This is a genomic window from Pseudomonas sp. PH1b, from assembly GCF_000633395.1.
Taxonomy (GTDB): Bacteria; Pseudomonadota; Gammaproteobacteria; order Pseudomonadales; family Pseudomonadaceae; genus Aquipseudomonas.
The window spans coordinates 192,700-205,147 of sequence record NZ_AYMU01000006.1; the positions used below are offsets into that span (position 1 = coordinate 192,700).

The window sequence follows — 12,448 nt, forward strand, 5'->3', positions numbered from 1 at the left end:
CAAGCCAGCTCCTACGGGAGGCAGGGACATCGCGGGAGCTCCTAGGGCGAGGTCAGGGCGCGCAGGCGCTCGGTGTCGAGGATTTCGATCTCGCCATAGCTCAGGCGCAGGATGCCCTGGTGCTGCAGGTCCTTGAGGATCTGGTTGGTGGTCTGGCGCGACAGCGAGAGCATCAGCGCCAGTTGCTCCTGGGGCAGTTGCAGCACGCGCCGGGCCTGGGCCACTTCTCCGTAGCCGGCGGCCATCGCCAGCAGGCGGCTGGCCACTCGCGCAGGCGCCGGCATCAGGCTCAACTGCTCCAGGTTGATAAAGGCCAGGCGCAGTTTGTGGCTCATCAACAGGGCGAACTGACGCCAGTACTGCGGCTGTTGGTCCAGTAGCTGCAACAGCGCGGCCTGGGGCACCTGGAGCAAGGTGCAGGCGCCCTCGGCGTAGGCATCGTGGGTGCGTGGCTGGCCGTCGAACAGGCAGATCTCGCCGAACCAGTGGGGCGCCTCCATCAGGCTCAGCAGTGCCTCCTTGCCCTGCTCGCTGACCGCCCCCACCCGCACCGTGCCCTCCAGCACCGCGTACAGACCGCAGGGCGGATCGCCACGACGGAACAGGCACTGCCCCGCTTTCAGCCGGCGCAGGCGCGCGCCGTCGAGCACACTATTCTGTAAGGAAACCGGCAGGTGGCTGAACCACTGGCCGGTCATCAGGCATTCACGCCACTGCTGCAGGTCCATGGACAGGTCTTTCCCTCAGGGCATCGCAATGATTGTCGCCTAGCTGACAGAGCCGAGCTGAGCCGCCGGGCATGATCGAGCCACCCTAACGGAGGAACAACAATGAAAAGCCTCGTTGATCATCTCAGTCAATACGCCGCCTACCACCGCGACCCGCGCAATATCGCCAGCCACTTTATCGGCATTCCGATGATCGTGGTGGCGGTGGCGGTGCTGTTGTCGCGTCCCGCCTGGAGCATGGCCGGCCTGTCGTGGTCGCCGGCGTTGCTGCTGGCCCTGGCCGCGTCAGTGTTCTACCTGCGTCTGGAACTGCGCCTGGGGCTGCTGATGACGGGGCTGATGGCGCTGTCGGTGTGGGCCGGCCAGGTGCTGGCGGCGCAAAGCACCGGGCTCTGGCTGAGCAGCGGCCTGGGCCTGTTCGTGATCGGCTGGGTGATCCAGTTCATCGGCCATTACTACGAGGGCCGCAAGCCGGCCTTCGTCGACGACCTTTCGGGGCTGATTGTCGGCCCGCTGTTCGTGGTGGCCGAGCTGGCGTTCCTGCTGGGCTTGCGCCATGACCTGAAGCAGGCCATCGAGCAGCGTTCCGGGCCGGTGGCCCTGCAGCACAAGAAAGCCATGGTCTGAAACCCTGGCCAGGCATGCCCCACGCACGCCCGGCCAGGCGCTTTCACAAGGCGCCGAACTCCACCCGCACCGTCAGTTCACCCTGGTTGTCCTGCAGGCCGACACCGTAACGCCCGTTCAGGTCGTCATTGATGCACAACTGCAGCTCTCCTCGCCGGCCTGCCGGTATCTCGGCCAGGTCACCGATCAGGAACGGCTCGCCAGTGTCGCCAACCCTGCCGATCAACGCCCCTTCACTGGCTCCCGGCAAGGTGTAGCCGGCCTTGGCCACATAGCGCGGGTTGCCACGCCCATCCACCATGCCCCCCGCCGGGCTGGCGGACCAGAGCCCGCTGACGTAACGCACCAGACGCGGGCTGATGCCATTGAGCTGCACCCCGGTATTCTGCCAGGGCCGGTTGGCCTGGACCGCTACCGTGGCGGCCTTGAGCTCGTTGGCCAGCACATCGGCGGCCTGGAACGACAGCGCAGCGATGGTCAGGCTGGGGTTGGCGGTGCCGCTGGAAGGAAACACCCCGTCCCCCACCAGGAACAGGTTGGGGTGATCCCAACTGCGCTGGTGCTTGTCCACCACCGAGGTGCCGGGGTCGTCGCCCATGCGGTAAGTGCCCATCAGGTGCCCGGCGCCCTGGAAGCTATAGGGCTCGCCGTCGTAGATGAAGTACCCGGGATTGTCTTTCGGGATTGGCTTCAGGTCGGTGAGTTCGGTAGCCCCCAACAGCTGGGTGATGATGTAGCTGGCGGCTTTGCGCGCCTGCTTGAAGCCCTCCATGGTGTACTTCGACAGCTCGTAGTGAATTTCCGGCCGGGGGATGCCCAGGCGGTCGCGGTACTCTTTGGAGGGCAGGATGTAGCATTTGGGATGCTTCGGATCATCCTCGACCTGCTCCACCAGAAAGGCGATGCGGAACTGGCGGATCAGGCGGTCATTGAGGGTCTGGATCAACTCGCGCCCGTAAAGCGCCCGGGCCTCCTGCTTGGGCTTCGACGCAGGGTTGGCGGGGCTGTCGTGGTGGCTTTCCTGGGGGCCGTCGATCAGCTCGCACACCGTGGTGTAGGGGTCGCCGATCGGCCAGTTCAGCCCCTCGTTGCCAATCTCGATGCGCCAGGCCGCGCGCGCTTGGCGAAAGCCCCCATCGCGCAGGCTTTCAATGCCCGCAGTGGACACCGGCCCGCGATAGGGGAACACCGACTGGCCTTCCGGCATCAGGCCCCAGGCCAGGTAGATCGGGTGGTCGGCCAGGCTGCGGCCAACCTCGCCACTGCGGTTGGCCACGCCGTTGGGGGCCTCGAGGCAGGCCGAGTTGAGCAGCAGCTTGGGGGTCTCGATGGCGTGGGCGGCAATCACATAGTGCTGCCCCTGGGCCACGCCAGTGCCGGTGGGCGGCCCGTCACCCAGTTGGTACTGGATGAATTCGATACCACTGATGCGCAAGTCCGCGGCGACCCGGACCTTGCTCGCCACGGTCTTGTACAGCACCCGCACATTGCCGGTTTCCAGGGCCTTGTTGAGGGTCACGGTGGCATCGTACTTGGCCTGGATCGGGCAGATCGGCGTGCAGTTGGTATTGCCCGCGCAGACCCGGCGCCCGGCATAGGGCTCGGAGTTGCGCCCGGCCGGGGTCGGGCTCACCAGCAGCGGCAGGTCGGCGAACGAATGGCCCTGCACCGCCTTGACGAAACTGGCGTCCACCAGGGACAGCGGGATGCTGTGCATGGGGAATTGGTAGCCCTCGGGAAAGGTCATGCCCAGGTAAGCCTGGTCAGCCACATCCGCCGCCACGCCAATCTCCGCCTCGGCGCGGCAATAGGCGCTTTGCAGGTCCTCATAGCCAATGGGCCAGTCGACGCCGACGCCGTACAGCGACTTGAGGCGAAAATCGTTGGGCAGCATGCGCAGGCAGGTCGCGACCCAGTGCCAGGTGGTGCCGCCACCGACCCGCTCATAGGTACTGGTGAAGGCCTGCGGGCCTTTCTGCACCAGGTAGCTGGTCTGCGGGTTCTGCCAGCCATTGATCAGGTCGGCAATGGTGGGCCGTGGCGCGTTCTGCTGGGCAGGCTGCAGTTGCGGGTACAGCTGCGGCTCCAGGTTGCTGGCCGGCGGGTACGGCGACTCGGGGGTCTTGAGCGTGGCGTTATAGAAACGCTCCATGTACTGGGTGCGATTGGCCGGCACGCTGGGACCGGACTCCAGCACCAGCACCTTGACCCCGGCCAGGCCCAGTTGGTAGGCGATGATGCTGCCTGCCAGACCGGCACCGACTATCACCACATCTGCTTGTTCTGTGCTCATGACGATGCTCCTTGCTGGCCCTTGGCGGGCACCCCGGTGAAGGCCTCCAGGGGAGGGGGCGTCTCGCTCCAGTAGCCAAAATGAAACTGGCTGTAGCCCATGGGGTGGGCCTGTGCCGCCTTCCAGGCCCAGCTTTGCTGGTACGCCAGATCGGACACGACCGACTGCTGCTTCCTCTTGAAGGCGTCGGCGTCATAGGGCTGGTACCAGACCCCCAGCAACCACATTTTCATGATCGAGCGGCAGGCCAGCGTCGACTGCTGCGCGGGATCCTTGAGCAGCTCCCGGGCGATCTCGTCGGCTGGCAGATGATCGGCGGCCAAGGCCGCATACTGTCCGAGCAGGGCATCGAACACCTTGTCCGTCAGCCTCGGGCGGACATAGGCGAGGAATGTCGTCGGCAGATCGATGGGGTCGATCCGCGGCGCCAGCAAGTCGATGCCGATCCCCAACAGGGCCGAGGACAGGCCGACGAAGTTTTTACGATCGGTGCTCATGGTTTGCTCCCTGCGGCGCCGGTGGACTGGGCGCGCTCCAGCAGATAGGTGAAGTCGGCAAAGGTGGTGCGGGGGTTCTGGGTGACCCGGGTGCTGGCGTTGTTGTGGCAGTCCATGCAACTGGAAGATGCCTGGGGCACCGTGCCCTGGATAAAGGTTTCCAGGGTGGCGTTGGCCAGGAAGGTCGGGGCCGGGCTGCCCAGGGGATTGGTCGGCGACGGCCTCTCGCAGTCCGGGGCCGGATCGGCGGGCCACTGGGTATCGATCATCTGGTAGTTGGCCCAGACACTCTGGGGGTTGGCCGTGCGCAACAGTGCCTGGTAGCTGCTGTTCAGGGCCTTGGCGGCCTCGGTCAACGGGATATCGCGGACGATCTGCGACGGCGCGGCCTTGACCGCCGGGTTCCAGGGCCGGGGTGGCGGCTCGTTGACCTTGGCCGGGCTGGCGGCGTTGTAGAACAGGTACGGGCCTTGGCGCTGCTCCGGTGGGGTGGTTTTTTCCGGCACGTTGTCCACATGCTCGAAAGTCGACCAGACCCACTGCGGCGCCAATTCGGTCTTGTGCACTATGTGCAGGCCCACCAGGCCCACCAACTGGGCCTTGCACGACTCCTCCACAATGGGCCCGTGGGTCGGATCGCTGTTGCCAGGGGTATAGACCAGGGCATCGACGCTATGGAACCGGCTGCGCTGGTCATTACCGTCCAGTACCTTCCACGAAGCCTTGACCATGATCGCGCCCAGCTTCTGGTGGGGACTTGAACTGCAACTGAAGGCCACGCGGTTGTTCGGGCTGGCGGCGAAATACGCCTGCTGGCCCTGGACGCTGTACAGGCCCTTGTCGACGATATCGTTGAACATCGGCCGGTTGACCACGATTTCATTGCGGGTGTAGGTGCCGCTCTGATCCACCAGCGGCCCGCTCTGGAACGGCTGGATGAATTCATCGAGCACCCCCGCGACCTTGCCCATCTGCTGCAGCAGGCGCCCGGACTTGAGCCCCTCGCAGGGCTTGGGAAGAATCGCCGGGGCATCCCAGGCCAGCGGCTTTTCACCCTTGGCCCGGAAGATCTGGTAGCTCTCTTTCCAGCCTTCCCAGACGGTGGGACCGTCTTCCTTGCCGATGGGGCCGGTGTCCGGGCTGCCGTCGTCCCGGGCCGGCCAGTTGAGGGCGATGAAGGTCTGCCAGGACAGCACGTCAAAGTCCCGCTGCAGGCTTTCCAGAGTCGGAGCCGGGGGCGCGGTGACTGCAACGTCGTAGGGTATGCGCGAGGACAGGTCAGGCGGCGCGAGCGCGAACGCCAGCGGGCTGAGCAGCGCACCGCATAGCGCACAGCCAAGCCTCGGACCGGGCCGATGGGTTTCCTTTTTCATGCTTGTCTCCTTGGCATCAGGCTGGCCAGGAGACAGAACGCCGGTCCGTCATGGACTCTTCAATCGCGCCCTCCTGGCACAATTTCCAGCGTAGATAAGGAATGTTGCGGCCAGGGGACGGGCCATAGACCGAATCGAGCTAGCAGCAATAGCCGAACGCCATCACCCAGCCGCGAGCCCGTAGGAGCCGGCTTGCCGGCGAAGGGGCCCTCAAGCCTGGTGCAAGTCTGGAGGACGCTTTCGCTGGCAAGCCAGCTCCTACAAGGTGCGAGGGTGAGGAGAATTGCTGCGGCCAACAGCGAGCCCCGGTAGGAGCCGGCTTGCCGGCGAAGGGGCCCTCAAGCCTGGTGCAAGTCTGGATGACGCTTTCGCTGGCAAGCCAGCTCCTACAAGGTGCGAGGCTGAGGAGAAAGGCTGCGGCCAACAGCGAGCCGGCTCCTGCGAGACGTGGGGCTCGCAGGAGGGGCCGGCGGGAGTCAGAGGCTGGTGTGTTTCTGCCAGACCTTGGGCTTGAAGAACAGCGTCTCGCCACGGGCCAGGCCGATCAGGCTGTCGTGATCCTTCACCACTTCGGCCTCGATCAGTTCGCTCTGCCCTTCGACCTTGAGGGTCACCCGGGTGGTGGCCCCCAGCGGGCGGATGTCGCGCACTTCGGCGGCGTGGTGGTCTTCCAGCTCCGAGCGCGACAGCGACACCTCGTGGGGACGGAACAGCACGTGGTTGTCCTCCCCCAGGTGCAGGCGGTTGGAGTCGCCGAGGAAGTGATAGACGAAGTCGCTGGCCGGGTTCTCGTAGACCTCGCCCGGCGAGCCGATCTGCTCGATCACGCCCTTGTTCATCACCACGATGCGGTCAGCCACTTCCATGGCCTCTTCCTGGTCGTGGGTGACGAATACCGAGGTCAGGTTGATGTCTTCGTGCAGCCGCGCCAACCAGCGGCGCAGCTCCTTGCGCACCTTGGCGTCGAGGGCGCCGAAGGGCTCGTCGAGCAACAGCACCTTGGGCTCCACCGCCAGGGCACGGGCCAGGGCGATGCGCTGGCGCTGGCCGCCGGAGAGCTGCTCCGGGTAGCGATCGGAGAGCCAGTCCAGCTGCACCATGTTCAAGAGTTCATGGACCTTCTCGGCAATCCGGCTTTCGCTTGGGCGCTGGTTCTTGGGCTTCATGCGCAGGCCGAAGGCGACGTTGTCGAACACGCTCATGTGGCGGAACAGGGCGTAGTGCTGGAACACGAAACCGACGTTGCGATCGCGCACGTCGTGGCCGGAAACGTCCTCGCCGTGAAACACGATGCTGCCGTCATCGGGGGTTTCCAGGCCGGCGATGATCCGCAGCAGGGTGGTCTTGCCGCAGCCGGACGGCCCCAGCAGCGCCACCAGCTCGCCGCTGTGGATGTCCAGGTTGATGCTGTTCAGGGCCTTGAAGGCGTTGAAATTCTTGCTGACGTTACGGACTTCGATCGACATGAATTATTCCTCCGCGGCGCTGGCGCGCAGGCGGTTAATACGGTTTTCGCTCCACTGCTTCAGCAGCAGGATGAAGAGCGCCATGATCAGCAACAGGCTCGCAACGGCGAAGGCGGCGACGTGGTTGTATTCGTTGTAGAGGATCTCGACGTGCAGCGGCAGGGTGTTGGTCACCCCGCGAATGTGCCCGGAAACCACCGATACCGCACCGAATTCACCCATCGCCCGGGCGGTGCAGAGCACCACGCCATAGATCAGGCCCCACTTGATGTTGGGCACCGTGACGTGCCAGAACATCTGCCAGCCGTTGGCGCCCAGCAGGCGCGCCGCTTCCTCTTCCTGGGTGCCCTGCTCCTGCATCAGCGGGATCAGCTCGCGGGCGACGAAGGGCACGGTGACGAAGATGGTCGCCAGGACGATGCCCGGCAGGGCGAAGACGATCTGGATGTCGTGGTCCGACAGCCACGGGCCGAAAAAGCCCTGGGCCCCGAACATCAGCACATAGACCAGGCCGGCGATCACCGGCGAGACCGAGAACGGCAAGTCGATCAGGGTCACCAGGATGCTCTTGCCACGGAACGAGTACTTGCTCACGCACCAGGCGGCGCTGACCCCGAACACCAGGTTCAGCGGCACCGAGATCAGCACCGCGATCACCGTGAGCTTGAGCGCCGACAGCGCGTCGGGCTCGAAGATCGCATCGAAGAAGGCGCCCAGGCCCAGCTTCAGGCCCTGGGACACGACGATGAACAGAGGCAGGAGCAGGAACAGGGCGAAGATCAGCCAGCCGAGGCCGATCAGCACCCGACGGGATGTCGCGCTGCCACGGCGCGCAGCGTTGGCCGACGAGGCGGCGCTAATAGACGATTGGGACATGTTCGCGCCTCCTCTAAGGTCGTTCGATGCGCCGCTGCAACAGGTTGATCAGCAGCAGCAGGATGAAGGAAACCACCAGCATCAACACGCCGATGGCGGTAGCGCCGGTGTAGTCGTACTGGTCGAGCTTGACCATGATCAGCAGCGGCAGGATCTCGGTCTTCATCGGCATGTTGCCGGCGATGAAGATCACCGAACCGTACTCGCCGACGCCCCGGGCAAAGGCCAGGGCGAAGCCGGTGAGCCAGGCCGGCAGCAGCGCCGGCACCAGGATATGGCGGAACACTTGCCAGGGCTTGGCGCCGAGGCAGGCGGCGGCCTCTTCCACTTCACGGGGGATGTCCGCCAGCACCGGCTGCACCGTGCGCACCACGAACGGCAGGGTGACGAAGGTCAGCGCCAGGGTGATGCCCAGGGGGGTGTAGGCAATCTTGAAGCCCAGGTCGGTGGCGAACTGGCCGACCAGTCCGGAGGGCGCATAGAGGGCCGTCAGGGCGATGCCGGCCACGGCCGTGGGCAGGGCGAAGGGCAGGTCGATCATGGCATCGATGATCTTGCGCCCGGGGAAGCTGTAGCGCACCAGCACCCAGGCCAGCAGCGTGCCGATCAGGCCGTTGATGATGGCCGCGCACAGCGCCGTGCCGAAGCTCAGCTTGAGGGCGGCGAGCACCCGGGGGGCGCTGACGATGGCCCAGAACTGATCCCAGGTGAGTTGCGCGGCATGCACGAACATCGCCGCCAGGGGGATGAGCACAATCAGGCTGAGGTACACCAAGGTGTAGCCCAGCGTCAGCCCGAAGCCGGGTATGACGGGGGAGATACGACGCGACATAAGAGTCCTTGGTTAACGGAACGGATACGCAAAACCCGCAACTCAATGCGGGCTCTGCCTGGTAGAAGCCGGCTTGCCGGCGCAAGGCCCCGCAAGTCGTGCACTGCCCTCAGGGGCGCCTTCGCTGGCAAGCCAGCTCCTACAACAGGGTTATTGCGCCGTGTAGATCTGGTCGAACACGCCACCGTCATTGAAGAATTTCGGTTGGGCAGTTTTCCAGCCGCCGAAGTCCTTGTCGATAGTTACCAGGTCCAGTTTCGGGAACTGCTGAGCATATTTGGCGGCGATGTCCTTGTCCCGTGGGCGGTAGAAGTTCTTCGCGGCAATTTCCTGGCCGGCCGGGCTGTACAGGTGCTTGAGGTAGGCCTCGGCGATCTGGGTGTTGCCCTTTTTCTCGGCGTTCTTGTCCACCACCGCCACCGGCGGCTCGGCGAGGATCGACAGCGACGGCACGACGATGTCGAACTTGTCGGCGCCGCCGTCTTCCTTCAGCGCCAGGAAGGCTTCGTTTTCCCAGGCCAGCAACACGTCGCCCTGGCCGTTGTTGACGAAGGTGATGGTCGAGCCGCGGGCACCGGTGTCCAGCACCGGCACGTGCTTGAACAGCTCTTTCACGTATTCCTGAGCCTTGGCCTCACTCCCGCCGGCCTTCAGGCCGTAGGCCCAGGCGGCCAGGAAGTTCCAGCGCGCACCGCCGGAGGTTTTCGGGTTCGGGGTGATCACCGAGACGTCTTTCTTGACCAGGTCGCCCCAGTCCTTGATGCCCTTGGGGTTGCCCTTGCGCACCAGGAACACGATGGTCGAGGTGTAGGGGGTGCTGGCGTCCGGCAGGCGTTTTTGCCAGTCCGCCGGCAGGGTCTTGCCGAGCTTGGCGATTTCGTCGATGTCACCGGCCAGGGCCAGGGTCACCACGTCGGCGCGCAGGCCGTCGATCACCGCCCGGCCCTGCTTGCCGGAGCCACCGTGGGATTGCTGGATCTTCACGTTGTCGCCCGGGTGCTCCTGCTTCCAGAAGTTCACGAACTCGGCGTTGTAGTCCTGGTACAGCTCACGGGTCGGGTCGTAGGACACGTTGAGCAGCTCATAGTCCTTGGCAACGGCGGAACCGGCAAAAACAGCGCTGGCGAGGGCGGCCAGGGCATAACGGCGAATCGACGACATGGTGAAGCTCCTGAAATTTTTTTAAGGTGCTGGCATTTTTCTTATGGCGATTTCAGCCCGCATTCGAAAAGGAACGCTGGGGTTCGTGCTGGGGGTCATGGATGACGCCCTCCGGTGGACCAGTCGGGCCTCTCGATCACGAGAGGGTGACGCGGTGTTCAGCTGGGTTTGTTGCCGGGCTGTTGCAGGCGGAATTTTTCCTTGCGTTCGATCTGCACCACTTGGGCGTTGTGCACGGTGATTTCCACCGCGCCAAAGCGCAGGTCCCGCAAGGCACTTTGAATTTCCCGCAAGATGGTTGCTTCGTCCTGGCCGTCAACGCTGCGTAGAGATGCGCTCATGGTGCTGCTCCTTGAGTGAGGGATGCCTGGCAGTGGCGGCACTGCTTGCGGCGTAGGAGCAATAGTAGATAGCCGCAGATATTCTTAAAAATACTATTTAAGAATGTTTATATAACCAGAAAAAATTATTTGCCAGAACGCAGGGTTAGGTCCCAAACCCTTGCTGCCGAAGGTGTCGCAGGGCGCAATCCCTGCACCTCCGGCACGGCTCTGGGGCCTTTCCCTCGATGCCATGGGCGTTGCGCCCAGGCACCGCTCGGGGCGTCGGCAGTGGCACTGCGGCGCCCCTTGCGTGCGGCCTTGCAGCCGCACCTCAGCGGATCGGCGGGGCGTTGCTCCAGTCCAACTGCGCCGCCGGCATCGGCCGGCCGAACCAGTAGCCCTGGCCCAGGTCGCATCCGTGTTCGAGGAGGAACCGTGCCTGCTCCATCTGCTCGATGCCTTCGGCGTGAACCTGCATGCCCATGCTCTGGGCCAGGGCGATGATCACCCGGGAAATCGCCGCGTCGTCTTCGTCCCACGGCAGGCCGGCGACGAACCCCTGGTCGATCTTGAGCTTCTGCACCGGCAGGCGCTTGAGCCGCAGCAGGGAGGAATAACCGGTGCCGAAATCGTCGATGGCCAGGCGAATGCCCAGCTCCCGCAGGCGGTGCATCTGCTCCAGGGCCACTTCCGGATCATCCATCACTGCGCTCTCAGTGACTTCCAGCTCCAGGTAGGCCGGGTCCAGGCCGGTTTCGTGCAGCACCTTGGCCACTTGCTGGTACAGCTCACTGCGGGCGAACAAGCGAGTGGAGACGTTCACCGCGATAAACGACAGCACCACGCCCTCGGCCTGCCACTGGCACATCTGCCGACAGGCCTGCTGCATGACCCAGGCGTCGATCTCGGCGATCATCCCGGTGCGCTCGGCAATCGGGATGAATTCCGCCGGTGACACCAGGCCGCGCTCGGGGTGCTCCCAGCGCACCAGGGATTCGACCCCGATCAGGCGGCTGCTCTTGAGGTCATGCACCGGCTGGTAGTAGACCCTCAGCTCTTGCTGCTCCAGGGCGCGGCGCAGCTCGAAGGCGATCTCCACCCGCTGCTGGGCATGGGCGGTGAGTTCCTCGGTGTACAGGGCGTAGCCATTGCGCCCGGCGCTCTTGGCCTTGAACAGCGCCGCATCGGCGTTGCGCAGCAACTGCTGGGCGCTCAGGGCGTCGCTGGGGAACAGGCTGATGCCGATGCTGGCGTTGATCACCAACTGGTGCTCGCCCAACGGGAAGGGCTCCTTGAGGCCGTCGATGATGCGCTGGGCCAGGGCCGCCGCCTGCACCAACTGCGGACAGCTTTCAGCCAGCACGGCGAACTCGTCGCCGCCCAGGCGCGCCAGGGTGATGCCGGGGCCGAACATCTCTCCCAGGCGCTCGGCCACGGCCTTGAGCAACTGGTCGCCGACGTTGTGGCCGAGGCTGTCGTTGATCATTTTGAAGTGATCCAGGTCGATCATCAGCATGGCGCAACCGCGCTTGTGGATCTGCGCCGAAGCCAGGGCCTGTTCGGCGCGATCGGTGAACAGCAGGCGGTTGGGCAGGTCGGTCAACGGGTCGTGGTGAGCCAGGTGGGCCAGCTCGTGTTGGGAGTCCTTGATCGCGCTGATGTCGGAAAACACCGCGACATAGTGGGTGAGTTCGCCTTGTTCATCATGGATCGCGCGAATGGTCTGCCACTGCGGGTAGATCTCGCCGCTCTTGCGTCGGTTCCAGATCTCGCCGCTCCACTCGCCGGTCTGCTGCAGCGAGTCGAACATCGCCTTGTAGAAGTCCGCCGAATGGTGCCCGGACTTGAACAGGCTCGGCTGGCGCCCCAGCACTTCTTCGCGCTGATAGCCGGTGATTTCGATAAAGGCCCGGTTGACGTGGACGATCTGGCCCTGGGTATCGCTCACCAGAACCCCTTCGCGGGTGCAGTCGAACACCGCCGCAGCCTGGCGCAGGCGCTCGCGATCCTTCTGCTGATGGCGCAACCAGCGATCGGCCCCCAGCACCCGCAACAGCCGGGCCCGGGCGAAGAAGATCAGCACCGCGCTGACCACGGCCCAGGCATAGCCACTGACCAGCTGCCAGTGGGCCTGGTCGGTCAACCCATCGAAGAAACTGCTCAATAAATGACCACTGAACTGCAGCCACGCCAGTGACAGCAGCAGGTAGAGCAGCGCGGCACGCAAGCCATTGCGATAAGAAACCGACATAAGTCCGTCTATTTCCACACG

The 12,448-nt window shown here is 64.5% G+C and carries 11 protein-coding genes; 1 reads left to right on the forward strand and 10 read right to left on the reverse strand.

The window, feature by feature from the left end; genetic code table 11:
* Positions 1–41: 41 nt before the first annotated feature.
* Positions 42–728: a Crp/Fnr family transcriptional regulator gene (locus U873_RS0112295; RefSeq protein WP_025128546.1), complete on the reverse strand. Its 687-nt coding sequence runs from the start codon at positions 726–728 to the stop codon at positions 42–44.
* Between the two features lie 102 nt (positions 729–830).
* Here U873_RS0112295 and U873_RS0112300 point away from each other — a divergent pair, with 102 nt between their 5' ends.
* A complete protein-coding gene (locus U873_RS0112300) occupies positions 831–1,355 on the forward strand; it encodes a DUF962 domain-containing protein (protein WP_025128547.1) in 525 nt (174 codons plus the stop codon).
* Positions 1,356–1,398: 43 nt separating this feature from the next.
* On the opposite strand, the gene U873_RS0112305 is transcribed toward U873_RS0112300, so the two are convergent.
* From U873_RS0112305 to dibA, 9 genes are all read right to left on the reverse strand, one after another.
* Positions 1,399–3,648, reverse strand: a complete 2,250-nt coding sequence (locus tag U873_RS0112305; RefSeq protein ID WP_025128548.1) for a GMC family oxidoreductase — start codon at positions 3,646–3,648, stop codon at positions 1,399–1,401.
* A complete protein-coding gene (locus U873_RS0112310; RefSeq protein WP_025128549.1) occupies positions 3,645–4,145 on the reverse strand; it encodes a sorbitol dehydrogenase in 501 nt (166 codons plus the stop codon). The genes U873_RS0112305 and U873_RS0112310 overlap by 4 nt, the downstream gene beginning before the upstream one ends.
* Complete coding sequence (locus U873_RS0112315; protein WP_025128550.1) at positions 4,142–5,518, reverse strand: hypothetical protein; 1,377 nt, start codon at positions 5,516–5,518, stop codon at positions 4,142–4,144. Before U873_RS0112315 ends, U873_RS0112310 begins: the two co-directional genes overlap by 4 nt.
* A 476-nt stretch (positions 5,519–5,994) precedes the next feature.
* Complete coding sequence (locus U873_RS0112320) at positions 5,995–6,984, reverse strand: sulfate/molybdate ABC transporter ATP-binding protein (protein ID WP_025128551.1); 990 nt, start codon at positions 6,982–6,984, stop codon at positions 5,995–5,997.
* Positions 6,985–6,987: 3 nt separating this feature from the next.
* On the reverse strand, positions 6,988–7,860 hold the full coding sequence (gene cysW / locus U873_RS0112325) for a sulfate ABC transporter permease subunit CysW (RefSeq protein WP_025128552.1): 873 nt from the start codon (positions 7,858–7,860) through the stop codon (positions 6,988–6,990).
* 13 nt (positions 7,861–7,873) lie between these two features.
* The gene (gene cysT, locus U873_RS0112330; RefSeq protein ID WP_025128553.1) at positions 7,874–8,692 is read right to left on the reverse strand and encodes a sulfate ABC transporter permease subunit CysT; all 819 of its coding nucleotides are present in this window, start codon (positions 8,690–8,692) and stop codon (positions 7,874–7,876) included.
* 150 nt (positions 8,693–8,842) lie between these two features.
* Positions 8,843–9,853 carry a sulfate ABC transporter substrate-binding protein gene (locus tag U873_RS0112335; protein ID WP_025128554.1) on the reverse strand — a complete coding sequence of 337 codons (1,011 nt, stop codon included), beginning with the start codon at positions 9,851–9,853 and terminating at the stop codon, positions 8,843–8,845.
* 158 nt (positions 9,854–10,011) lie between these two features.
* Complete coding sequence (gene oscA / locus U873_RS0112340) at positions 10,012–10,194, reverse strand: sulfur starvation response protein OscA (RefSeq protein ID WP_022643503.1); 183 nt, start codon at positions 10,192–10,194, stop codon at positions 10,012–10,014.
* A gap of 313 nt (positions 10,195–10,507) precedes the next feature.
* Positions 10,508–12,427 (reverse strand): phosphodiesterase DibA, encoded by a 1,920-nt coding sequence (gene dibA / locus U873_RS0112345; RefSeq protein ID WP_025128555.1) that lies wholly within the window; start codon positions 12,425–12,427, stop codon positions 10,508–10,510.
* Positions 12,428–12,448: the final 21 nt, after the last annotated feature.

Excerpts from the sequence above, each read along its gene's own strand:
- U873_RS0112335 (WP_025128554.1), bottom strand. The coding sequence starts at position 9,853 with ATGTCGTCGATTCGCCGTTATGCCCTGGCCGCCCTCGCCAGCGCTGTT.
- cysW (WP_025128552.1), bottom strand. The coding sequence starts at position 7,860 with ATGTCCCAATCGTCTATTAGCGCCGCCTCGTCGGCCAACGCTGCGCGC.
- oscA (WP_022643503.1), bottom strand. The coding sequence starts at position 10,194 with ATGAGCGCATCTCTACGCAGCGTTGACGGCCAGGACGAAGCAACCATC.
- U873_RS0112300 (WP_025128547.1), top strand. The coding sequence starts at position 831 with ATGAAAAGCCTCGTTGATCATCTCAGTCAATACGCCGCCTACCACCGC.
- U873_RS0112315 (WP_025128550.1), bottom strand. The coding sequence starts at position 5,518 with ATGAAAAAGGAAACCCATCGGCCCGGTCCGAGGCTTGGCTGTGCGCTA.
- U873_RS0112305 (WP_025128548.1), bottom strand. The coding sequence starts at position 3,648 with ATGAGCACAGAACAAGCAGATGTGGTGATAGTCGGTGCCGGTCTGGCA.
- U873_RS0112295 (WP_025128546.1), bottom strand. The coding sequence starts at position 728 with ATGGACCTGCAGCAGTGGCGTGAATGCCTGATGACCGGCCAGTGGTTC.
- U873_RS0112320 (WP_025128551.1), bottom strand. The coding sequence starts at position 6,984 with ATGTCGATCGAAGTCCGTAACGTCAGCAAGAATTTCAACGCCTTCAAG.
- dibA (WP_025128555.1), bottom strand. The coding sequence starts at position 12,427 with ATGTCGGTTTCTTATCGCAATGGCTTGCGTGCCGCGCTGCTCTACCTG.
- U873_RS0112310 (WP_025128549.1), bottom strand. The coding sequence starts at position 4,145 with ATGAGCACCGATCGTAAAAACTTCGTCGGCCTGTCCTCGGCCCTGTTG.
- cysT (WP_025128553.1), bottom strand. The coding sequence starts at position 8,692 with ATGTCGCGTCGTATCTCCCCCGTCATACCCGGCTTCGGGCTGACGCTG.